Raw genomic sequence first — 21,309 nt, 5'->3', positions numbered from 1 at the left:
GTCCTGTCGCGAGGTGGCGTATATTACGCTTTCCTCCTGCAGAGTCAACCTCTTTCTCAGAAGTTTTTCTCCGGCGGCGCAGTCTCCTGTGCCTCTCAACCTGTCATCCCGTTGCCGGTGTTCCGTGTCGATGGAGGCGCATTATAGGGAGTTCGCGCGGGCTGACAAGTGTTTATTACGAAAAGATTATCGTTCGCAGTAATTTTCATCAAATCGCGCTATTTCGCTACGATTTGCCTGGTAACTGTGCAAAATCATTGGCAAAAGTGCTTACCTGCTGCCAGTCCGTGTACTCCACTTCTTTCGTCGAATCTGTCTCACCACCGGTCATGCGCATAATCAACTGGATCATGACGCGATCGAACCAGCGATAGCGCGGATAATAGAGCGCGCCTGCGAACACGGCACAGCAATCAGGCTGCCACGGCGAGTGTGCCAGGAACTTCTGCGTATAGGCATTGGTTTCAGGAGAGCGCTTCTCAGGTTTGCGCGCCGTCAGGTTCACCGAAAAGAAACCGCTGGTTCGCTGCTGCAACTCATGAAGGTGTTGTTTAACGAACTTATCGACGACCGGCTGAAAATGGCCATAGCGGATAGATGCGCCAATTAACACACGATCATACTGTGCCCAGTCAGGCAGAGAGGCATCCTTAATGTTCAGTACATCACACTGCTGCTGCTGACGGATCACATCAGCAATAGAAGAGGCAATCTTCCTGGTTTGTCCGTCGCGAGTGGAATAGAGAATCAGCGCTTTCATGTCAGCATCCTTATTAATTATTCACGCCAGAAAGTAGGCGTGAACAGCACCAGCAAGGTGAATACCTCGAGACGCCCGAATAACATGGTGGAAATAAGAATCCATTTCGCCACGTCATTCATTGAAGTGAAGTTATCAGCTACGACCCCTAAGCCAGGGCCGAGGTTATTGAGCGTCGCGGCAACGGCAGCAAAAGCCGAGAAGTCGTCAACGCCGGTGGCGATGATCGCCAGCATGCTGATCAGGAACACCAGCGCATAAGCCGAGAAGAATCCCCATACGGCTTCAAGGATACGTTCCGGCAGCGCCCGGTTGCCCAGCTTAATGGTGTAGACCGCATTGGGGTGAACCAGACGCTTAAGCTCACGGTTACCCTGCTTGCATAACAGCAGTATGCGAATCACCTTCAGACCACCGCCGGTTGAACCGGCACAGCCGCCGATAAAGGCGGAGCACAACAGCAGTACCGGCAGGAACAATGGCCAGCGTGCGATGCTGTCGGTCGTGAATCCCGCCGTCGTCGCCATTGAGACCACCTGGAAAAAGGCCTGGTTCAGCGTCTGCCAGCCACTTTCATAGACATTATGGAACCAGAGCACCAGGGTACAGATCAACACCAGCGTCAGCTGAACGCCAATAAACATGCGGAACTCAGGGTCGCGCCAGTACACACGCAGATTGCGTCCGCTTAACATGGCAAAGTGCAGGCCGTAGTTACAGCCTGAGATCAGCAGAAACACCGCCACGATGGTATTGATGGTGCCACTGTTAAAATAGCCGATACTGGCATCATGGGTTGAGAAGCCGCCAATGGCGATAGTCGAGAAACTGTGGCCAATAGCATCAAACGCTGGCATTCCCGCCAGCCACAATGCCAGCGCACAGGCTATCGTCAGCAGGACGTAGATCAGCCAGAGTGTTTTAGCCGTCTCGGCGATACGCGGTCGCATTTTATTATCTTTCAGCGGCCCCGGCATTTCAGCGCGATAGAGCTGCATGCCCCCGACGCCCAGAATCGGCAGTATCGCCACGGCTAATACGATGATCCCCATACCGCCCAGCCACTGCAGCATCTGCCGATAGAAGAGAATCGCCTTAGGCAACGAGTCCAGCCCCACCAGCGTGGTGGCACCGGTGGTTGTCAGGCCAGAGAAAGATTCAAAGAACGCATCCGTCACCGAAAGATGCGGCTGTTCGGCAAAGATAAAGGGCATCGCCCCTACGCTGCCCAGCACCGTCCAGAACAGGACCACAATCAGAAACCCTTCCCGCGGTTTGAGTTCGGTTTTCTTTTTGCGATTCGGCCACCACAGCAGCGAGCCGATCACCAGCGCCATCATAAAGGTCTGGCTAAACGCCCGCCCTGCGCCATCGCGATAAATTAAGGCGACCAGGCCGGGCAAAATCATCGTCACTGAAAAGAGGATCACCAGCAGACCGACTATGCGGGTAATGGCGCGAAAGTGCATTCAGCCGTTCCTTTAAATAAAAGAGATGAACATCATGGTGTGAGCGGGATCAGCGATAACGCGCCCCGACTAAAGTCTGACAGATTTTTTTTGAACCCGTCGATCTGTCCGTAAGGTACAGCCAGCGTCAATGCAATACGATCCTGAAACTGGCTGTCGGTCACCTTACCTTCAAAACGCTGTACCAGCCGTTCAATATCACTGAGCTGTGCATAGTCACATTGCAAAGTGAACAGCTTCATCGGCACTTTGCGCTGCCGTGGCAGCTGCTTAAGCCCTTGCTGGACGCCACCACCATACGCTTTCACTAAGCCGCCGGTTCCCAGCATGATGCCGCCGTAGTAACGCACCACCACAGCGGTAATCTCGCCAATATCCGCGCCCATCAGTTGCGCCAGCATCGGTTTCCCTGCCGTACCCGAAGGTTCACCATCATCAGAGAAACCGAGTTGCTGAGAATCATTCGGCGCGCCCGCTACCCAGGCCCAGCAGTGATGCCGGGCAGTGGGATGCTCGCTTTTAACCTGCTGGACAAACGCGCGCGCCGCCTCTGCACCCTCGGTGTGCGCCAGTAGCGTAATGAAGCGACTCTTTTTGATTGTCTCCTCACTGCTGCTTACTGGCACAGCGGGAATATCAAAGGCCTCCATCAGGCCAGATGCAGATCGCGGGTCATGTTCTCAACGCGATGCGCATGGATCACCACGTTATCCTCGATACGAATCCCGCCATAAGGCCGAAGCGCATCAATGGCCTGCCAGTTAAAGTGCTGACTGAAACGGCCTTCACGCAGCGGCTTGAGTAACGAATCAATAATATAGAAGCCCGGCTCAATGGTTAATACCATGCCCGGTTGCAGCACGCGGGTGCAGCGAAGATAAGGATATTGCGCTGGCGCGGCGAGATGGGTGCCCTGCTCATCCTGCATAAAACCGGCAACGTCATGGACCTGCAGACCCAGCGGATGCCCCAGGCCATGTGGCATAAACGGACCGGTCAGATCTTCAGCCACCAGCGCTTCTTCGCTGATTCCCTGAACCAGCTCAAACTTCAGCAACATCTTCGCAATACGCTGATGCATCTGAAGGTGGTAATCGGTGTAGCGTACGCCCGGTTTCAGCGTGGCTATCAGGGCCAGCTCTTCAGTGTTCATCGCCTCAACCATTCTGGCATAGAGCGAACTGCTCTGCGCCGCATAGCTGCGGGTCAAATCAGCGGCATAGCCAAGATACTCGGCACCCGCATCAATCAAAAAGCTATGGCGTTTCGCCGGTGGCTGATGATCCAGCCGGGTGTAGTGCAGCACCGCAGCGTGCTCATTCAGCGCAATGATATTGCCGTAAGGTACATCGGTGTCGCGATGACCGGTAGCGGTCAGATACGCCTGATTGATATCGAACTCACTTAAGCCCGCCGAGAACGCCTCTTTCGCCGCGCGATGACCGGCAACCGCCAGCTTCTGCGCCTGGCGCAGACAGGCGAGTTCATAATCAGTTTTGATGCTGCGATGGAAGTGCAGGAAGTCGATTACCGCTTTGGGATTAATATTGCCAGAGGCGATGCCGAGCTGAGATGCACGCGCGTTAACCGGGCCGATATAGGCGACGTTATCACGCTGTGCAGGCAGCAACTGCGCTATCTCATCCGCATTTTTCAGGCCGATAACGTCGACATCCCCGGTCCAGAAGCTATCCGGCAACGGTTCAACGTTATGCCAGTAATCCACCGGAGAGTAGAACCACAGTTTCGGTTTGTTCACCCCATCAATCCAGAGCCAGCAGTTGGGCACCTGCGTCACCGGCACCCAGGCCTTGAACTGCGGATTCACCTTAAACGGATAAGTGTGATCATCCAGAAACACCGTCAACAACTCACCGGAATGGATCAACATCGCATCCAGTTTATTGCGTGCCAGCACCTGCTGCGCCCGTTGTTGCAACGTGGCGATGTGCGCGTGATACAAGGTCTTCAGTGAATCCATTGACGTCTCTCCAGTGTCGCGAAATGGCCGCAGTTTAGCATACCCCTTGCGCAGATGCCGAAGTCGGCGCAGCTGTGATCTTGTTAGCAAATAAGCAAAGACCAGTTTGCAAAAAATTAACATCGCTCCCACACTCACGATCATCTGGTATGACCAGATCACCTTTCGCGGTTTCAGGAGACGCACATGCTCTACCAAGGCGCTAACCTTACTCTTCACTGGCTGGACGATGGCATCGCCGAGCTGGTTTTTGACGCTACGGGCTCGGTCAACAAGCTCGATACGCAAACTGTCGCCAGCCTGGGCGAGGCAATAGCTGTGCTGGAGCAGCAGCCAGAACTGCGCGGCCTGCTGCTGAGCTCCGCTAAACCTGCCTTTATTGTAGGGGCAGATATCACCGAGTTCCTTTCACTGTTTGATGCACCCACCGAAAAACTGAGCCAGTGGCTGAGTTACGCCAACAGCATCTTCAATCGTCTGGAAGATTTGCCGGTACCGACTCTGGCCGCCATTGACGGCTATGCACTGGGCGGCGGATGTGAATGCGTACTGGCAACCGATCTGCGTATCGCTACTGCGGACGCCCGTATTGGCCTGCCGGAAACCAAACTCGGCATCATGCCGGGATTTGGCGGCAGCGTGCGATTGCCGCGCCTGCTGGGCGCCGACAGTGCGCTGGAAATTATTGCGGCGGGAAAAGATGTCGATGGCAATGCCGCTCTTAAACTCGGTCTGGTCGATGCCGTGGTGTCTCGCGAGAAACTGCGTGAGGCGGGAATCACCATGCTTAAGGCCGCTGCCACTGATGGCAGCTGGCGCGCCCGCCGGGCCCCTAAGCTGGCTCCGCTGAAACTCAGCCCGATTGAAGCGGCCATGAGCTTCACTATCGCGAAAGCCATGGTGCTGCAAACCGCAGGCAAGCATTATCCCGCTCCGCTGATGGCGGTAAAAACCATTGAAGCTGCAGCCAGCCTTGGCCGCGATGACGCGCTGAAGCTTGAAACCGCAGCGTTTGTGCCGCTGGCACAGTCTGATGAAGCACGCGCGCTGGTCGGCATCTTCCTCAACGACCAGTATGTGAAAGGTCTGGCGAAAAAGCGCGGCAGCGAAAGCGGCGCACCCGCTCAGGCAGCGGTACTGGGCGCAGGCATCATGGGTGGCGGCATCAGCTACCAGTCTGCGTGGAAAGGCGTGCCGGTCAGAATGAAAGATATCAATCCACAGGCGTTAACGCTGGGGATGAACGAAGCCAGCAAGCTGCTCAATAAGCTGCTGGAACGCGGCAAAATCGACGGCAACAAACTCGCCAGTGTGATCGCCACTATCCAGCCCACGCTGGATTACGCCGGTTTTGAACAGGCTGATGTGGTGGTTGAAGCGGTGGTAGAGAACCCGCTGATCAAGGCAAAAGTGCTGGCGGAAACCGAACAGCATCTGCGTGAGGATGCGATTCTGGCCTCCAATACCTCGACCATTCCCATCAGCCAGCTGGCGCAGGCGCTTCAGCGTCCGGAAAACTTCTGCGGCATGCACTTCTTCAATCCGGTACCGCGTATGCCGCTGGTAGAGGTGGTTCGTGGCGAGAAAACCAGTGAAGCGACCCTGAGCAAAGTGGTGGCCTGGGCCAGCAAAATGGGCAAAACCCCGATCGTAGTGAATGACTGTCCGGGCTTCTTTGTTAACCGGGTGCTGTTCCCTTACTTCGCCGCTTTCAGCCTGCTGCTGCGCGACGGCGCCGATTTCCGTCAGATTGATAAAGTGATGGAAAAACAGTTTGGCTGGCCGATGGGCCCCTCATGGCTGCTGGATGTGGTCGGCATCGATACCGCGCACCACGCGCAAAGCGTCATGGCTGACGGTTTCCCGGATCGTATGAAGCATGACTATCGTGATGCGATCGATCTGCTGTTTGATGCCGGTCGTTTTGGCCAGAAAAATGGCAAAGGCTTCTGGCGCTGGGAAGAAGATAAAAAGGGCAAGCTGATAAAAGTGGCTGATACCGAAGTGGATACGCTGCTGGAGCAGGTCTGCCAGCCTAAGCGGGTCTTCAGCGACGAAGAGATCCTGAATCGTATGATGCTGCCAATGCTGAATGAAGTAGTGCGCTGCCTGGAAGAGAAGATTATTGCCTCGCCAGCGGAAGCGGATATGGCGCTGGTCTATGGTCTCGGCTTCCCGCCTTTCCGTGGCGGCGCTTTCCGCTATCTCGATACCCTGGGCAACAGCAATGTGGTGGATCAGGCCCGGCGTTATAGCGCGCTCGGTGGCTTATATGCCCTGCCTGCGCTGCTGGTGCAGAAAGCCCATCAGCATGAAAGCTGGTATCCCGCCGCCAAACCGATTGATGAAGCCGCGCTGAAAAGCGCCTGAGGGCAAAAAGATGGAAAATGTGGTGATTATTGATGCGGTGCGCACGCCAATGGGACGTTCAAAAGGCGGCGCCTTTCGTCACGTGCGCGCTGAAGATCTCTCTGCGCACCTGATGCGCGAACTCCTGAGCCGCAACCCGGCGGTGAACCCGACATCACTGGACGATATCGTCTGGGGCTGCGTACAGCAGACGCTGGAACAGGGATTTAATATCGCGCGTAACGCCGCGCTGCTGGCCGAAATCCCGCATTCAGTGCCGGCCACCACCGTCAACCGACTGTGTGGCTCTTCAATGCAGGCGCTGCATGATGCGGCCCGCGCCATTATGGTCGGTGATGCGCAATGCTGTCTGATCGGTGGCGTGGAGCATATGGGACATGTGCCGATGAATCACGGCGTCGACTTTCATCCCGGTCTGGGCCGAACCGTGGCAAAAGCAGCAGGCATGATGGGCTTAACGGCTGAAATGCTGGCGCGAATGCATCATATCAGCCGTGAGCAGCAGGATGCATTTGCCCTGCGTTCACACCAGCGGGCCTGGCAGGCCACCCAGCGTGGGGACTTTGCAACAGAGATTGTCGCCACCTATGGTCACGACAGCGACGGCATTCTTAAACGCTATGACTTCGATGAGGTGATTCGCGAGGAGACCAGCGCCGAAGGACTGGCGGCACTCAAACCCGCCTTCGATCCGGTAAACGGCACCGTCACGGCGGGTACATCGTCGGCGTTGTCAGATGGCGCGGCCGCCATGCTGGTCATGAGTGAATCACGCGCCCGTGAACTGGGGCTGACACCGCGCGCGCGCATCCGCAGCATGGCGGTGGTGGGCTGTGATCCTTCGATTATGGGCTATGGACCGGTACCGGCCAGCAAACTGGCATTAAAACGGGCGAGACTGAGCGTCAGTGATATCGATGTGTTTGAGCTGAATGAAGCCTTTGCCGCGCAGACGCTGCCCTGCATCAAGGACTTAGGTTTGCTGGAACGGATGGATGATAAGGTCAATCTGAATGGCGGCGCGATTGCGTTAGGCCATCCGCTGGGCTGCTCCGGCGCACGCATCAGCACGACATTGCTGAATATTATGGAGCGACGCGATGCCCGTTTTGGCCTCGCCACCATGTGTATCGGACTGGGTCAGGGCATTGCGACCGTATTCGAGCGTCTGTAATACGTTGAGTCTTACTTTGTCAGATTTACCCGCCAGTAAACCGGCGGGTTTTTTCTGTCTGCTACAGGCTGCTTCAGCGCATCAGATAAAGGCAAACGCATCGCCGTACATCTGTGACTCCACCGCGCCACGCTCGGCACAGAAACGATCGCGGGCAATCTTCGCCATCTCAAAACGTCCGGCGATGTAGATCTCATGCTCGCTCAGCGTACTGAAATCCTGCATTACTGCCGTCAGTACCGTGCCTGAACGGCCCTGCCAGCCCGCTTCAGGTTGCTCGACAACCGGAATCACCTTCAGGTTCGGGTGCTTCACCGCCAGCGCATCCAGCTCTTCCAGATCGTACAAATGCTTGAGCTCACGTCCGCCCCAGTAAATGGCGATATCGCGCTCTGGCTGTTCCGCCAGTGCAGTGAGCAGAATCGAACGGGCATAGGAGAAACCGGTGCCGCCTGCAATCAGGATCAGCGGCTTGCTGCTCTCTTCACGCAGCCAGGCATCGCCGTGCGGCATATCAACCGTAATCTGGCGATCGTTACGGATGCGATCCATGACGGCCATGGCATAGAGATTCAGATCGGACGCGCCGATATGCAGCTCAATGATATCTTTTTCCATCGGCGTTGAGGCCAGTGAGAACGGACGCTTGTCACGCTCGTCCATCACCACCATCAGATACTGTCCCGCGCGAAAACTGAATTCCGCTTCAGGGATCAGGCGAACGCGATAGACCGTGTCGGTAATCGCCTCAACCGAAGTTACTTTACAGCTTAACGTTGTCATGCGTTCCCTCTGTCGGGTCGTCTTTATGGTTGTGCTCGCCATCAACGCTGTGGCGGCTGATCAAAAATACCTAGCTCATCCCAGATAGCATCAATGCGCGCGGTGACCGCAGGATCTTTGACGATAGGTGTACCCCATTCGCGCTGCGTTTCACCTGGCCACTTATTGGTCGCATCCATCCCCATCTTCGATCCCAGCCCGGAAACGGGCGAAGCGAAATCGAGATAATCGATTGGGGTATTTTCCACTAATACCGTATCGCGGGCCGGATCCATACGCGTGGTGATCGCCCAGATCACGTCGTTCCAGTCACGCGCATTAACGTCATCGTCACACACAATAACAAATTTGGTGTACATGAACTGCCGCAGAAACGACCAGACGCCAAACATGACACGTTTGGCATGCCCCGCGTACTGCTTTTTAATCGTCACGACCGCCAGCCGGTATGAACACCCTTCTGGCGGCAGATAGAAGTCCACGATCTCCGGGAACTGCTTCACCAGAATCGGCACCAGCACTTCATTCAGCGCCACACCCAGCACCGCAGGTTCATCTGGCGGACGGCCGGTATAGGTGGAGTGATAGATAGGCTTATGGCGCTGCGTAATATGCGTAACGGTAAACACCGGGAAGCTATCTACTTCATTGTAGTAGCCGGTGTGGTCGCCGTAAGGTCCTTCCGGCGCCATATCGCCCGCTTCAATATACCCTTCCAGCACGATTTCCGCGCTGGCGGGAACTTCGAGATCGTTCGAGAGGCATTTCACTACTTCGGTTTTATTGCCGCGCAGTAAACCGGCAAACGCATATTCTGACAGCGTATCAGGCACCGGCGTTACGGCCCCAAGGATAGTGGCAGGATCGGCACCCAGCGCCACCGAGACCGGAAAACGCTCACCCGGATGCGCTTTCGTCCACTCCAGATAATCGAGCGCACCGCCACGGTGCGACAGCCAGCGCATAATCAGCCGATTTTTGCCGATCACCTGCTGCCGGTAGATCCCAAGATTCTGCCGCTCTTTGTGCGGACCGCGCGTCACGGTCAGCCCCCAGGTAATCAGCGGTGCCGCATCGCCCGGCCAGCACTTCATCACCGGAATCCGCGTCAGATCGACTTCATCGCCGCTGAACACCTCTTCCTGACAGGGTGCATTGCGCAGGCGTTTGGTCGGCATGTTCAGGACCTGCTTAAACTGCGGCATCTTATCGAACAGATCGCGGAAGCCTTTTGGCGGCTCCGGCTCTTTCAGGAAGGCCAGCAGTTTACCCACTTCACGCAGTGCGCTGACCTCTTCCTGGCCCATGCCCATTGCCACACGCTTTGGTGTGCCGAACAGATTGCACAGCACCGGCATGTCGTACCCTTTCGGGTTTTCAAACAGCAGAGCCGGGCCACCGGCACGCAGAGTGCGGTCGGCGATTTCGGTCATTTCCAGTTCAGGATCGATCGACTGGGTAATGCGCTTTAGCTCACCGCGCTGTTCGAGCAGCGCGAGAAAGTCTCTTAAATCGTGATATTTCATGCGGCTTTAGCTTTCCGGCCAGAGTGAATCGGCCATTATAGGTCTGATTAAGCGGTTATGCTGAGGTTTATATGGCAGCGTCATACGCACTGAAAGGGAACCAGCGGTTGTAACGCGCGGGCATCGTGATACCCCTGAATCGGCTCGCCGTGGCGAAACAGTTTAAAATCTTCGTTTCGCACGCTGTGATAGCGCAGCTGATTGTCGTGAACGTGCAGAAAACTGCCTTCACGCAGTGCAATCACCGATTCAGTCGGATTAACTGCACAGAACTCTGCCAGCCGTTCGTCACGGGTTTCGCCCATATGACCGCTGACGCTGGCATCCAGATAGTGGGGATTAATCTGCACCGGAAAGAGTCCCAGCGCAGGCAGCACCACGCTGCTGCGCACCGGCATATCGTTCGTGGTACGGATTGAGGGCGTCGCCACGTTGCAGCCTGCGCTCCAGCCGACATAAGGTACCTGCCGCTCCCGCACCGCGCGCTGAATCGCCCCGATCAGACCCTGCTCATGCAGCATCTGATTCAGGAACCAGGTGTTGCCGCCGCTGACTAAAATCAGCTCTGCCTGCGCAATCGCTTCAGCCGGTGAGGCGAATGCCTGAACCCGCTCAACCTGAATGCCCAGAGAGGCACTGAGTTCGGCGGCGCGTTGCTGCTGATCGCCACGAATAATCGCGTAGGGGATCAGTACCGCCGAGCGGATAGCGCGTCGGGCAATCATGGCGTGCAGCTGCGGCTGCGCATAGCCCAGCAGCGGCGCATCATCCGCCAGCTTGCCGTTGCTCAACAGAAAGAGTTCCATCAGAGGATCCTTTTGCAGATGTGATGGTCATTGAGTCTGATACAGAGCAATAGCAGACGTCAATTTTCAGTCACCTTTTCTGCTGCCATCGGGCATCTTAAGAAAAGTCTCAGTTTATTTTCTTTGCGGGACGCTTTACCCTGCCCCTGCGCTATAACTCTGGCAACAGGTTTGCTATTCTTAGCGTCCATTCAATGGGAGCAGTTATGGAATCCTGGTACTTACTCTATTGCAAACGTGGACAGCTACTGCGCGCGAAGGAGCATCTGGAGCGGCAGGAAGTGCATTGCCTCAGCCCGATGATCGCTCTGGAAAAGATCGTGCGCGGTAAACGCACCACCGTGAGTGAGCCACTGTTCCCAAATTATCTGTTTATCGAGTTTGATCCGGAAGCCATTCACACCACGACGATCAGCAGCACCCGTGGCGTCAGCCACTTCGTGCGCTTTGGCACGACGCCCGCGACCGTGCCTTCAGCCGTGATTGAAGCGCTGGAAACAGACGTCCCGCAAATCCTGCTTGACCCTGAAACGCCGCAAAGCGGTGATGAAGTGGTCATCACCGACGGGACGTTTGAAGGGCTGCGCGCCATCTTTGCCGAGCCGGATGGTGAAACGCGCTCAATTCTGTTGCTTAATTTGCTGAACAAGCAGGTAATGCGCAGCGTCGACAACAAGCAGTTCCGCAAGATTTAAGCCAGTCTGAATAACGTCCGCGCATTATGGTCGATGCGGGTCGCCAGTTCCTCAGCACTCTCACCACGCCATGTCGCCACCTGGTGCACAATATGCGGTAAAAAGCAGGGTTCATTACGGCGCGAAGTCGGGCGTGGACGCATGTCGCGCGGCAGCAGATATGGGGCATCCGTTTCCAGCAGCAGGCGGTCGGCCGGAATCAGTGGCAGCAGCTCGCGCAACTCCAGACCACGGCGCTCATCGCATACCCAGCCCGTAATCCCTACCGATAATCCCATGCCCAGACAGGCTTCCAGTTCATCACGCGTGCCGGTAAAGCAGTGGATCACCGCGCCAGGCAATTTTGGCAGCCAGGGCGCCAGTACTGCGGCGAAACGCGCATGGGCTTCGCGGCAGTGCAGAAAGACCGGCATATTGAGTTCCGCCGCCAGAGCCAGCTGCGCATCAAACGCATACTCCTGCTGCTCATGAGCCGACAGATTGCGATTGAAATCGAGTCCGCATTCACCGATGGCAACCACTTCCGGTTTTTCAGCCAGGCGACGCAGGGTGCTGGCAATTTCCGTTGACCATTCGCTGGCATGATGAGGATGGACGCCCGCGGTAGACCAACAGAAGCCCGCTTGATCTTCAGCCAGTCGCTGAGCCTGCTGGCTCTCCAGCGCGTTAGTGCCGGTAATAAGCATGCCGGTGACGCCCGCATCACGCGCGCGTTTAACCACCTTTTGCCGGTCGGAGGCGAATTGCGTGCTGGTCAGGTTTACACCGATATCAAACATAATTTTTCCCACAGTTTATAAACAAAAACCGCCCATCAGGGCGGTTTGGAGTGATCGCTTCCCGCCAGTGCGGGTAAAGCTGTCCGCATCAGGAGTCGGTATTCTCTTCTTCATCCTGTAACCGGCGGCCTTTACCCACATAGTAACGGGAAAAGAATACGCCGACTTCAAACAGGCAGTACATCGGAATAGCGAGCAAAGTTTGGGAAAAAACATCCGGCGGTGTGAGCAACATCCCGACCACGAAGGCGCCCACCAGAATATAGGGACGTTTCTTCTTCAACTCTTCCGGGCTGGTGATACCGGTCCAGCACAGCAACACAATCGCCACCGGCACTTCAAACGCCACGCCAAATGCCATAAACAGCGTCATGACAAAATCGAGGTATTTGGAGATATCCGTTGCTACAGTCACGCCGATCGGCGCTGTCTTGGTGAAAAAACCAAATGCCAGCGGGAAGACCACGAAATAGGCAAAGGCCACGCCGAAGTAGAACAGGAAGGTGCTGGAAAACAGCAGCGGCATAACCAGCCTGCGCTCATGACGGTAAAGCGCCGGGGCGACAAATGCCCAGACCTGATAGAGGATCACCGGCACCGCAAGAAACACCGACACTATAATGGTCAGCTTAATCGGGGTGAAAAACGGTGAGGCCACATCGGTCGCGATCATGCTGGAGCCCACCGGCATCTGGCTGATTAGCGGTGCCGCGACCAGCTGGTAGATGTCGTTGGCGAAATAAACCAGCACCAGGAAAATCGCTAATACGGCAATGATGCAGTTCAGTAGTCGCTTACGCAGCTCAATCAGATGACTGATGAGCGGTTGGGTATCTTCAACGGCCATTATCGTTCATCACTTGCAGAAGAGGGGGTAGCGGAATGACGCGCAGGATCTGCCGGCCTGGCAACGTCGCCAGCGGGCGCCTGTGCCGGTGCGCTGGCCACAGCGGTTGGTGCGGCAGAGGACTGCACCGCCGGACCTGATGAAACCGCTGAAGAAGCCGGTGCAGGAGCATTGGCGACGGCAGAAGGTGCGGCAGAGGGCTGCACCGCCGGGCCTGAGTCTGAAACCGCAGACGGTGTCTGTGCCGGGGCACTGGCCTGATGTTCTGCTGTAGCCGGTGTCGCCGAAGGCTCAGCCGGAGCAGGCGCGGGCCTGTGCTGAGCCGAATGGATGGTGTTTGCCTCGTCTTCCTCTTTTTCAATGTCGATGCTCTGACTGACCGAGCGTTTCATTGAATCCGCAGTTTTACGCAGCTCTTCCATCGACTCTTTCAGCTCGGGTGAGAGCGTGCCACGGCCCGCTTCTTCCACCTTTTTCAGGCTCTCCTGCAACTCCTGCAGCTTGAGCTCCTGCGCCAGTTCATGTTGTACATTGGCTGCCAGCGAACGAATCGCCCTGATCCAGCCGACCACGGTTTTCACCGCAACCGGTAAACGTTGCGGGCCGAGTACAATCAGCCCGATCACGAACACCAATACCAGTTCACTAAAACCAATATCAAACACGGTTTACACCTGCTTGTCGTTCTTGGCTTCTTCTTTGTTAGCCGAAGTTTGCTGTTTGTCCGCCAGCGTTTTGGCAGCGAAGTCAGCGTCCTGCTCTTTCGGTTGATCCTTTTTGTCGTCCTCGTCACCCATGGCTTTTTTGAAGCCACGAATCGAAGAACCCAAATCTGAACCCAGATTACGTAATTTGTTGGTACCGAACAGAAGTACAACAATCACGGCAATGATTAACAATTGCCAGATACTGATACCGCCCATGAGATAGCCTCTAATATTCTGTGAAAACGATGAGGTAATGCACCACAGAGTGCCCTTTTCAACCGGGCCTGAGCCAGCGACATTACCTTTTTTTAGACGGACGTGACAATCAGTTTGTCTTACGCCAGCCGATTAACCAGGAGACAATTCCTGCTGCCATCAACACCGCCGGGAAAAAGTCCCAATCCGGTCGGGTGAGCAGCACAGCCGTTCCGCTTAACAGCAACGTTGCACCGACGCCGAACAGGTAACGCGCCTGATGGTGCCGGACGCGCTGCGCATTCATATCGCCCACTAATTTATCGACGCTGTGCCTTAAAAGTTTGTGCTGGCGCATGCTGTCGTAAAACAGCTCCGGCAGCTCAGGGAGTTTCTCAGCCCAGAATGGCGCTTTCTCTTTTACCGCACGGATAATAGCCGGTAATCCCACCTGATCTTTGATCCACTCTTCCAGGAAGGGCTTGGCTGTCTTCCACAGGTCGAGCTGCGGATAGAGCTGACGGCCGATGCCTTCAACATAGAGCAGCGTTTTTTGCAGCAGGACCAGCTGCGGCTGCACTTCCATATTAAAGCGGCGTGCGGTGTTGAACAGGTTCAGCAGCACATGCCCGAAGGAGATTTCAGCCAGCGGTTTTTCAAAAATCGGCTCGCAGACCGTACGAATCGCAAACTCGAAATCTTCTACGTTGGTATCGGGCGGCACCCAGCCTGAGTCAACGTGCAACTCCGCGACCTTACGGTAGTCACGGTTGAAGAAGGCGATAAAGTTTTCAGCCAGATAGCGCTTATCTTCTTTGTTCAGTGACCCCACGATACCGCAATCGATGCCGATATATTGTGGATCTTCCGGATGTTCATAGCTGACAAAAATATTGCCAGGATGCATATCCGCATGGAAGAAGCTGTCGCGGAAGACCTGGGTGAAGAAGACCTGCACGCCACGTTCTGCCAGCAGCTTCATATTAACGCCATGACGCTCCAGCGTGGCAACATCTGAAATCGGAATGCCGTAGATGCGCTCCATCACCATCATGGTTTCGCTGCAGTAGTCGGAATAGACTTCCGGCACATAGAGCATGCGGCTATCTTCAAAATTCCGGCGCAGCTGAATGGCGTTGGCCGCTTCACGTAACAGATTCAGCTCATCAAGCAGGGTTTTCTCATAATCGCGCACCACTTCGACCGGACGCAGACGACGGCCATCCGGCAACAGGCGCGGGACCCAGCGGGCCAGGCGATAGATCAGCTTCATGTCCGCCCGAATCACCGGCAAAATATCGGGGCGAATCACTTTAATCACCACTTTCTTGCCAGTTGATTTCAGCGTGGCGGTGTGCACCTGCGCAATGGATGCCGAAGCCAGTGGCTTGATATCAAAATCATCAAACCAGGTTTCAATCGGCGCGCCCATTGAAGCTTCAATCTGCGCTTTGGCTTTGACGCCATCGAACGGCGCAACACGGTCCTGCAGGATCGCCAGTTGATCGGCAATCAGCGGCGGGAAGAGATCACGACGGGTCGACAGCATCTGGCCAAACTTGATCCAGACCGGACCCAGCTGCTCCATCGCCATGCGCATACGTGCGCCGATCGGTTCATGCTGATGCAGATTAGGGATCCAGAAAACAGAGCGACGCCACAGGCGAAACAGGAAAGTGAGGCGTGTCTGAGGAATCAGTTCATCAAGGCCATAGGTCAGAAACACCTTCATGATCAGATATAAGCGGCGGATCTCTCCAAAACTCATTTTGCCTCCAGCTGCGCCAGACGCGCATCAAGCGCCTCAAGCGAACGTTCCATCGCGTCGACCTCCTCAGAAAACCAGGCTAACTCCAGCGAGCCAGGCGCAACACGCCACTCTTCGGTTATGGCCTGTCCGAGATAATCCTGGCGACGCTGCACTTCACCTTTGAAAAAGCGTAATGCCTGTTGTGAGCGCTGGCTGATCCCCTGTGCGGCGATATCGCCGACCCAGGGAGCCAGATATTCTGCCGGATCCAGCTCAGCCAGATCCATCAGCGCAGAGAACTGCTGCACCACCTGCAGGTCACCTTCAACCTGCAGTTCACCGCTACGGATCAGCGGCGTCAGCTGCTGGCGATCGCGCAGCTTCGGCAGGGTTTTCAGCGAGGTGATCACCGTGCAGTCACTGCGATCCTGCCAGTCAGCTAACACATCGACCTGCTGTTCACTGAAGACCAGCACCAGCGGATGAGAGAGCTCATTCAGGCGCAGCGTCAGCACTTTGCCATTCAGGCGTTGCCGCGCCGGTTTCAGGCCACGATCGCGATAGAGAATACGGTTCAGCGCCGTTTCCAGGCCCGCGGTAATCAAGGGCGTCAGGTTCATTACCATCTCACTCAGAACTTAAATCCACGATGCAGCGCCACAATGCCGCCGGTCATATTGGAGTAAGTGGTATTTTCAAAACCGACATCGTTCATCATCGCTTTCAGGGTCTCCTGATCGGGATGCATGCGGATCGATTCGGCCAGATAGCGATAGCTCTCTGCATCCTGCGCCACCAGCTGTCCGATACGCGGCAGAATATGGAACGAGTAGGCGTCATACGCTTTGCTCAGCGGATCCAGGACGGGTTTAGAGAACTCCAGCACCAGCAGGCGTCCGCCCGGCTTGAGTACCCGGAACATAGAGGCCAGCGCCTTCTCTTTTTCCGTAACGTTACGCAGGCCAAAAGAGATGGTAATGCAGTCGAAATAGTTATCAGGGAAAGGCAGGGCTTCGGCATTGGCCTGTACGTAACTCACGTTGCCGACCACGCCCTGATTGCGCAGCTTTTCGCGGCCCATCTTCAGCATGGAACTGTTGATATCGGCCAGTACAACCTGACCCGTTTCGCCCACCAGGCGAGAAAATTTAGCCGTCAGATCGCCGGTACCCCCCGCCAGATCCAACACGCGCTGACCGCGACGTACGCCGCTGCTGTCAATGGTAAAACGCTTCCAGATACGATGGACGCCAAACGACATCAAATCGTTCATCAGGTCATATTTTGCCGCTACGGAGTGAAACACGTCCGCGACTTTGTCAGCTTTTTCGCTTTTGGCGACCGTCTGAAAGCCAAAATGGGTAGTTTCCTGCTGTGATTCATCTGCCATCGGTTTTACCTGCTCCACAAACAATACTTCCCGAAGTGTATCAGAGTCACGGAAGTCAGGCACGCTGCGCCCATACTATTCGTGGAGGCGCCTCACATGCATCTCACTCTCATCCGCATCACTGTCATCATCTGCGTCATCAGCCGCCCGGTTTTCCGGCATGGCTCGTTCGGCCAGCTGAGGATTAATTGGTCGTTTGATCTCCACACCCAGCGCACGAAATCCTTCAGTCTGCGCAATCAGGTTGCCGCGCCCTTCTGACAGCTTTTTCATCGCCTCGCGATAGCTGTTCTGCGCCTTGTCCAGGCTGTGACCAATGCCGCTCATGTCATCGACAAACAGCCGCATCTTGTCATAGAGCCGCGTTGCCCGATCGGCAATACGCTGTGCATTGCGGCTCTGATGCTCATAGCGCCACAGATTATTAATGGTACGCAACGCCACCAGCAGCGTGGTGGGGCTGACCAGCATGATGTTCTGCTGCAGCGCCTCACCAATCAGCTCAGGCTGGCGGTCAATGGCCAGCAAAAAGGCGGGCTCCACCGGGATAAACATCAGCACATAATCCAGCGATCGTAAGCCGGGCAATTGTTGATAATCTTTTCGTCCCAGCAGGCGGATGTGCGCCCGCATGGCAGCGACATGTTCCTGAATAGCCTGCTCTCGTAGGATCTCATCATCCGCATTGAAGTAGCGCTCATAGGCCACCAGCGTCATTTTGGCGTCCACCACCACATCTTTGCCCTGCGGCAGGCGCACAATCACATCCGGCTGCATCCTGCCCTGCTGTTCTGACTGAATGCTCACCTGGGTTTCATATTCGTAGCCTTCACGCAGTCCGGAAGCTTCCAGTACCCGGCTCAGCACCACTTCACCCCAGTTACCCTGGATTTTATTATCGCCCTTCAGCGCTTTGGTCAGGTTAAGCGCCTCCTGCGCCATCTGCGCATTCAGCTGCTGTAACTGCCGGATTTCATGGGTCAGGGTATGTCGCTCACGCGCTTCTGCGCCAAAGCTTTCATGAACCTGACGACGGAAGCCATCAAGCTGTTCACGCAACGGACCAATCAGCCCGTCCAGACTTTGCCGGTTCTGTTCATCGACGCGACGGCCGCTGTTTTCGAAAATACGGTTGGCGAGGTTTTCAAACTGGGCGCTAAGGCGTTGTTCGCTGTTGGTCAGCAGGCGCTGTTTCTCTTCTGCGGCGAAACGGGTCTCTTCAAGGCGAATGGTCACCTCACGCAGCTCCGCTTCCTGTGCGCTGTTGACCTCCAGCTGATTGCGCAGTTCACGATTAAGCTGCTCACTTTCATTACGCCAGTAATCAAGCTGTTGCAGTCGCTCATTGGCGCCGCTCAGCGCGCCGTGCAGCTGACGAAGCTCCTGCTCACGCTGCTGCGTCTGCTGCTGAAGCTGTTCGATTTGCTGCTGCTGACGCTGTTGCGCCTCTTCCTGCAGACGGCGCTCGGTCTGGAAACTGGCGACCTGATGGCCGGCACGTAACTGTGCCAGCATCCAGCCAATCCCTAACCCGGCAAGCGCCAGACAGGCGCTGATAATGATGTGCTGATCCATGATTTCCCCCGCGACTCAGGCTGCTGAGGGAAAGGTAGAGTCGCACTGTATGAATGTCCAGATAATTTTAGCAGGGTTCAGCGCCTTACAGCGCCGCCACCGTGAGCTTGCCAGCCTGCCACTCATCAATCAGGAAAAACGGCATGGGCAATAGCCATTCACCCTTTTTAACCTGCGCCAGATAGTGCCAGGTTGTCCCGCCCGAGGTGATCGCGACGCGCTGTCTGCTTCCCTCAGCGGCGCTGGATTTGCCGGTCATACTGGCAAAACCGGCATTGCTGCCCACATGGAAATGCGGCGTCTGCCAGCGCACGGGGGCATGGTCAGGCCACGGCTTGGCCTGATGAAAATGAAACAACTCATCGTGGCTCAGGAGGCTTTCACGCACCGTCGGCCACAACGCCACCTTGAGGAAATATTGATCGGTGAAGCGCTGGCTGCCCTGATACTGCGCAATGAAATCGCGCATCGCCTGTTCCACATCCCGGAAGACGCCGTGACAGCCGCCCCACATCCCTGCCAGCAGCAGCTCAGTATGGGAGAAGTAGTCACGCATATGGTGGAACCAGTAAGGCGACGCCAGCCAGGCGTTTACCGCTGCCGCTTCGCGCTCCGAGAGCAGCGAGTCGGCATCACGCACGATAAAACGCTTCACGCCCGGATCGTCCATTACCAGGAAACGCCACAGGGTCGGAAACAGCGTTTTCTCGTGGGACATATCGATCAGCTGGACGTGCGGCTGGTCAAGGCGCTGCCAGACATGCTGCGGCACGCTGTCATCGAGATAGATGCGGCAGACCCAGCCGGGATAGAGTTCAGGCGCCACTTCAACGTTTTTGATTAAGGTTTCACAGTAGCGCGGCTGATCGCCATAGAGGCAGAAAGCGATGACATTCTGGTGCGGATGAGTGAGATCGACAGGCTCCGGTTGCGGAGCGGGAAATGTGGCGCGCTGCCCCTGGCTGAAACGCGCATCAGAGCGCATCAGCGAGGCCAGCCCATGACGCGTCACCTCATCCTTTTTATCCAGCCAGCCACACACTTCGGTCAGGCCATCCAGCCAGGTTTCGGAGGCGGTAGCCTGTACAGCGGGCGGTGACTGATAAATTTTCTGGTAGATTTTGTACGATTTATTGTACTGACCCAGACGCAGCAGGCAGAGCGCGTAGTCGCTCAGCACCTGCATCTGATTGGGCATCGTGCGCAATACCTCTTCACAGCATTGAGCGGCCAGCGCATAGTCGCCCTGTTGCATGGCGGCACGGAAACGTTCGGCACTGCGTTCCAGCATGGCTTTGAGTGCGGCCGGATTAGCACCAGGGGCAGGACGTCGGACGGGAATAGTATTGCGCATAAAAACTCTCAGGTTTCACTGATATTACGCGCCGTTAACTACCGGCAGCAGGTTTTGAGTCTGGACAAAAAACCTGCTGCCAGACGCGGTCGTTATAGTAAGCGACGCGCCGCTTCGACCACAATCTTCACTGCGTCACTTTCTGTCTGTTTCATGGTGACCGCATCCGGGATCTCTTTCTGAGTGCGGTTCACAATCACGCCCGCCACCATGCCGGCTCGCAGACCCTGGCTGGCGCACATGGTTAACAGTGTAGCGGATTCCATCTCATAGTTGAGAACGCCCATCTCCTGCCACTCTTTCATCGATCCCCTGAAGCGACTGACTACGCGGCCCGAGACGGTGTCGTAGCGCTCCTGACCCGGATAGAAGGTGTCAGAAGAGGCGGTGATGCCGATATGCGTTTTCGCGCCACAGGCTTCTGCGGCGGCAACCAGCGCGGTGGTGCAGGCGAAATCAGCCACTGCCGGAAACTCCATCGGCGCAAAATGCAGGCTGGCCCCGTCCAGGCGAACGGATGCGGTGGTCACCAGCACATCGCCGACATTGATATGCGGCTGGATAGCGCCCGTGGTACCGACACGCAGGAAGGTACGTACGCCAAGCTGTGCCAGCTCTTCGACCGCAATCGAGGTCGACGGACCGCCAATGCCGGTTGAGCAGACCACGACCGGCTTACCATCAATTTTTGCCAGCCAGGAGGTAAATTCACGGTGTGAGGCGAGATGCGTGGCATCTTCCATCAGTCCGGCAATTTTCTTCACGCGCTCCGGATCGCCCGGCACAATCGCCAGGGTGGCGCCCTGCAGATCGGCTTTGGTCAGGCCAAGATGGAAAACGTCAGACTGTGTCATTTTCAGACTCCTGTTAAGGGAAGGTAGCGCGCCACTCTACGCCAGCACGCCCAATAAATATGTGACAACATTCACTTAAGAAAATGAAAGTTACATTTCCCGAAAGATAAATTGTGACGAAAATCACACAATAGCATCTTCCTGGTGCGGATAGCTCTCGGTGGGGCTGTGTCAGGGTCTGCGCAATGTTAAAGAGAAGGATGATTTTATTCGCTGCTGATTCTGTGACCCGACACCTGGCGCATACGCTTTCCGGCCAGGCTATAGTTACGTGATTGCGCAAATGCTTGCACG

General features: G+C 55.9%; 20 protein-coding genes. 3 read left to right on the top strand and 17 right to left on the bottom strand.

The window, feature by feature from the left end:
- Positions 1-226: 226 nt before the first annotated feature.
- The 4 genes from hemG to pepQ are packed head-to-tail and all read right to left on the bottom strand — an operon-like array spanning position 227 to position 4,210.
- Complete coding sequence (gene hemG, locus ACVKSX_RS17105; RefSeq protein WP_284672760.1) at positions 227-760, bottom strand: menaquinone-dependent protoporphyrinogen IX dehydrogenase; 534 nt, start codon at positions 758-760, stop codon at positions 227-229.
- Between the two features lie 17 nt (positions 761-777).
- Positions 778-2,229: a Trk system potassium transporter TrkH gene (trkH, locus tag ACVKSX_RS17100; protein WP_010257200.1), complete on the bottom strand. Its 1,452-nt coding sequence runs from the start codon at positions 2,227-2,229 to the stop codon at positions 778-780.
- A 32-nt stretch (positions 2,230-2,261) separates the two neighbouring features.
- Positions 2,262-2,879, bottom strand: a complete 618-nt coding sequence (locus ACVKSX_RS17095) for an IMPACT family protein (protein WP_010257205.1) — start codon at positions 2,877-2,879, stop codon at positions 2,262-2,264.
- Positions 2,879-4,210, bottom strand: coding sequence for a Xaa-Pro dipeptidase (gene pepQ, locus ACVKSX_RS17090; RefSeq protein ID WP_010671687.1), 1,332 nt, complete (start codon positions 4,208-4,210; stop codon positions 2,879-2,881). Before pepQ ends, ACVKSX_RS17095 begins: the two co-directional genes overlap by 1 nt.
- A gap of 186 nt (positions 4,211-4,396) precedes the next feature.
- Between pepQ and fadB the strand changes: the two genes are divergently transcribed.
- Together fadB and fadA are read left to right on the top strand one after the other, a co-directional pair.
- The gene (gene fadB, locus ACVKSX_RS17085; RefSeq protein ID WP_010671686.1) at positions 4,397-6,580 is read left to right on the top strand and encodes a fatty acid oxidation complex subunit alpha FadB; all 2,184 of its coding nucleotides are present in this window, start codon (positions 4,397-4,399) and stop codon (positions 6,578-6,580) included.
- A gap of 10 nt (positions 6,581-6,590) precedes the next feature.
- On the top strand, positions 6,591-7,754 hold the full coding sequence (gene fadA / locus ACVKSX_RS17080; protein WP_284672759.1) for an acetyl-CoA C-acyltransferase FadA: 1,164 nt from the start codon (positions 6,591-6,593) through the stop codon (positions 7,752-7,754).
- An 81-nt stretch (positions 7,755-7,835) separates the two neighbouring features.
- Here fadA and fre read toward each other — a convergent pair whose 3' ends face one another.
- The 3 genes from fre to pepE all read right to left on the bottom strand — a co-directional run bounded on the left by fre (position 7,836) and on the right by pepE (position 10,869).
- Positions 7,836-8,537, bottom strand: coding sequence for an NAD(P)H-flavin reductase (gene fre, locus ACVKSX_RS17075; protein WP_010257219.1), 702 nt, complete (start codon positions 8,535-8,537; stop codon positions 7,836-7,838).
- Between the two features lie 41 nt (positions 8,538-8,578).
- Positions 8,579-10,063: a 4-hydroxy-3-polyprenylbenzoate decarboxylase gene (gene ubiD, locus ACVKSX_RS17070; RefSeq protein WP_010257222.1), complete on the bottom strand. Its 1,485-nt coding sequence runs from the start codon at positions 10,061-10,063 to the stop codon at positions 8,579-8,581.
- 80 nt (positions 10,064-10,143) lie between these two features.
- Positions 10,144-10,869 carry a dipeptidase PepE gene (pepE, locus tag ACVKSX_RS17065; RefSeq protein WP_010257226.1) on the bottom strand — a complete coding sequence of 242 codons (726 nt, stop codon included), beginning with the start codon at positions 10,867-10,869 and terminating at the stop codon, positions 10,144-10,146.
- Positions 10,870-11,075: 206 nt separating this feature from the next.
- Between pepE and rfaH the strand changes: the two genes are divergently transcribed.
- Positions 11,076-11,564 carry a transcription/translation regulatory transformer protein RfaH gene (rfaH, locus tag ACVKSX_RS17060; protein ID WP_010257230.1) on the top strand — a complete coding sequence of 163 codons (489 nt, stop codon included), beginning with the start codon at positions 11,076-11,078 and terminating at the stop codon, positions 11,562-11,564.
- Here the strand turns inward: rfaH and tatD are convergent.
- From tatD to udp, 10 genes are all read right to left on the bottom strand, one after another.
- Positions 11,561-12,343 carry a 3'-5' ssDNA/RNA exonuclease TatD gene (gene tatD, locus ACVKSX_RS17055; RefSeq protein WP_010257234.1) on the bottom strand — a complete coding sequence of 261 codons (783 nt, stop codon included), beginning with the start codon at positions 12,341-12,343 and terminating at the stop codon, positions 11,561-11,563. The genes rfaH and tatD overlap by 4 nt on opposite strands.
- 88 nt (positions 12,344-12,431) lie before the next feature.
- Positions 12,432-13,190: a Sec-independent protein translocase subunit TatC gene (gene tatC, locus ACVKSX_RS17050; protein WP_010257238.1), complete on the bottom strand. Its 759-nt coding sequence runs from the start codon at positions 13,188-13,190 to the stop codon at positions 12,432-12,434.
- The gene (gene tatB / locus ACVKSX_RS17045; RefSeq protein ID WP_033759483.1) at positions 13,190-13,855 is read right to left on the bottom strand and encodes a Sec-independent protein translocase protein TatB; all 666 of its coding nucleotides are present in this window, start codon (positions 13,853-13,855) and stop codon (positions 13,190-13,192) included. The genes tatC and tatB overlap by 1 nt, the downstream gene beginning before the upstream one ends.
- Positions 13,856-13,858: 3 nt before the next feature.
- Positions 13,859-14,113: a Sec-independent protein translocase subunit TatA gene (tatA, locus tag ACVKSX_RS17040; RefSeq protein WP_010257244.1), complete on the bottom strand. Its 255-nt coding sequence runs from the start codon at positions 14,111-14,113 to the stop codon at positions 13,859-13,861.
- Positions 14,114-14,222: 109 nt separating this feature from the next.
- Positions 14,223-15,860 carry a ubiquinone biosynthesis regulatory protein kinase UbiB gene (gene ubiB / locus ACVKSX_RS17035; RefSeq protein ID WP_010257248.1) on the bottom strand — a complete coding sequence of 546 codons (1,638 nt, stop codon included), beginning with the start codon at positions 15,858-15,860 and terminating at the stop codon, positions 14,223-14,225.
- Positions 15,857-16,462, bottom strand: a complete 606-nt coding sequence (ubiJ, locus tag ACVKSX_RS17030; RefSeq protein ID WP_033785768.1) for a ubiquinone biosynthesis protein UbiJ — start codon at positions 16,460-16,462, stop codon at positions 15,857-15,859. The genes ubiB and ubiJ overlap by 4 nt, the downstream gene beginning before the upstream one ends.
- 11 nt (positions 16,463-16,473) lie before the next feature.
- The gene (ubiE, locus tag ACVKSX_RS17025; RefSeq protein ID WP_008926452.1) at positions 16,474-17,232 is read right to left on the bottom strand and encodes a bifunctional demethylmenaquinone methyltransferase/2-methoxy-6-polyprenyl-1,4-benzoquinol methylase UbiE; all 759 of its coding nucleotides are present in this window, start codon (positions 17,230-17,232) and stop codon (positions 16,474-16,476) included.
- Between the two features lie 75 nt (positions 17,233-17,307).
- Entirely contained in the window at positions 17,308-18,807 is a 1,500-nt protein-coding gene (gene rmuC / locus ACVKSX_RS17020; RefSeq protein ID WP_307381237.1) for a DNA recombination protein RmuC, read from the bottom strand.
- Positions 18,808-18,892: 85 nt separating this feature from the next.
- Positions 18,893-20,161: a tetratricopeptide repeat protein gene (locus ACVKSX_RS17015; protein WP_354439233.1), complete on the bottom strand. Its 1,269-nt coding sequence runs from the start codon at positions 20,159-20,161 to the stop codon at positions 18,893-18,895.
- Positions 20,162-20,253: 92 nt separating this feature from the next.
- Complete coding sequence (gene udp, locus ACVKSX_RS17010; RefSeq protein WP_010257266.1) at positions 20,254-21,015, bottom strand: uridine phosphorylase; 762 nt, start codon at positions 21,013-21,015, stop codon at positions 20,254-20,256.
- Positions 21,016-21,309 lie beyond the last annotated feature (294 nt).

This window comes from Pantoea sp. PvP021 (assembly GCF_054056055.1).
Note: the sequence above shows the minus strand (reverse complement) of the source record. Positions and strands in the feature narration are given on the sequence as shown.

Coding starts and splice junctions, on each gene's coding strand:
- ACVKSX_RS17095 (WP_010257205.1), bottom strand. CDS start 2,879: ATGGAGGCCTTTGATATTCCCGCTGTGCCAGTAAGCAGCAGTGAGGAG.
- rmuC (WP_307381237.1), bottom strand. CDS start 18,807: ATGGATCAGCACATCATTATCAGCGCCTGTCTGGCGCTTGCCGGGTTA.
- tatA (WP_010257244.1), bottom strand. CDS start 14,113: ATGGGCGGTATCAGTATCTGGCAATTGTTAATCATTGCCGTGATTGTT.
- fadA (WP_284672759.1), top strand. CDS start 6,591: ATGGAAAATGTGGTGATTATTGATGCGGTGCGCACGCCAATGGGACGT.
- ubiB (WP_010257248.1), bottom strand. CDS start 15,860: ATGAGTTTTGGAGAGATCCGCCGCTTATATCTGATCATGAAGGTGTTT.
- pepE (WP_010257226.1), bottom strand. CDS start 10,869: ATGGAACTCTTTCTGTTGAGCAACGGCAAGCTGGCGGATGATGCGCCG.
- trkH (WP_010257200.1), bottom strand. CDS start 2,229: ATGCACTTTCGCGCCATTACCCGCATAGTCGGTCTGCTGGTGATCCTC.
- pepQ (WP_010671687.1), bottom strand. CDS start 4,210: ATGGATTCACTGAAGACCTTGTATCACGCGCACATCGCCACGTTGCAA.
- ubiE (WP_008926452.1), bottom strand. CDS start 17,232: ATGGCAGATGAATCACAGCAGGAAACTACCCATTTTGGCTTTCAGACG.
- ubiJ (WP_033785768.1), bottom strand. CDS start 16,462: ATGAACCTGACGCCCTTGATTACCGCGGGCCTGGAAACGGCGCTGAAC.
- hemG (WP_284672760.1), bottom strand. CDS start 760: ATGAAAGCGCTGATTCTCTATTCCACTCGCGACGGACAAACCAGGAAG.
- tatC (WP_010257238.1), bottom strand. CDS start 13,190: ATGGCCGTTGAAGATACCCAACCGCTCATCAGTCATCTGATTGAGCTG.
- udp (WP_010257266.1), bottom strand. CDS start 21,015: ATGACACAGTCTGACGTTTTCCATCTTGGCCTGACCAAAGCCGATCTG.
- ACVKSX_RS17015 (WP_354439233.1), bottom strand. CDS start 20,161: ATGCGCAATACTATTCCCGTCCGACGTCCTGCCCCTGGTGCTAATCCG.
- fadB (WP_010671686.1), top strand. CDS start 4,397: ATGCTCTACCAAGGCGCTAACCTTACTCTTCACTGGCTGGACGATGGC.
- fre (WP_010257219.1), bottom strand. CDS start 8,537: ATGACAACGTTAAGCTGTAAAGTAACTTCGGTTGAGGCGATTACCGAC.
- tatD (WP_010257234.1), bottom strand. CDS start 12,343: ATGTTTGATATCGGTGTAAACCTGACCAGCACGCAATTCGCCTCCGAC.
- rfaH (WP_010257230.1), top strand. CDS start 11,076: ATGGAATCCTGGTACTTACTCTATTGCAAACGTGGACAGCTACTGCGC.
- ubiD (WP_010257222.1), bottom strand. CDS start 10,063: ATGAAATATCACGATTTAAGAGACTTTCTCGCGCTGCTCGAACAGCGC.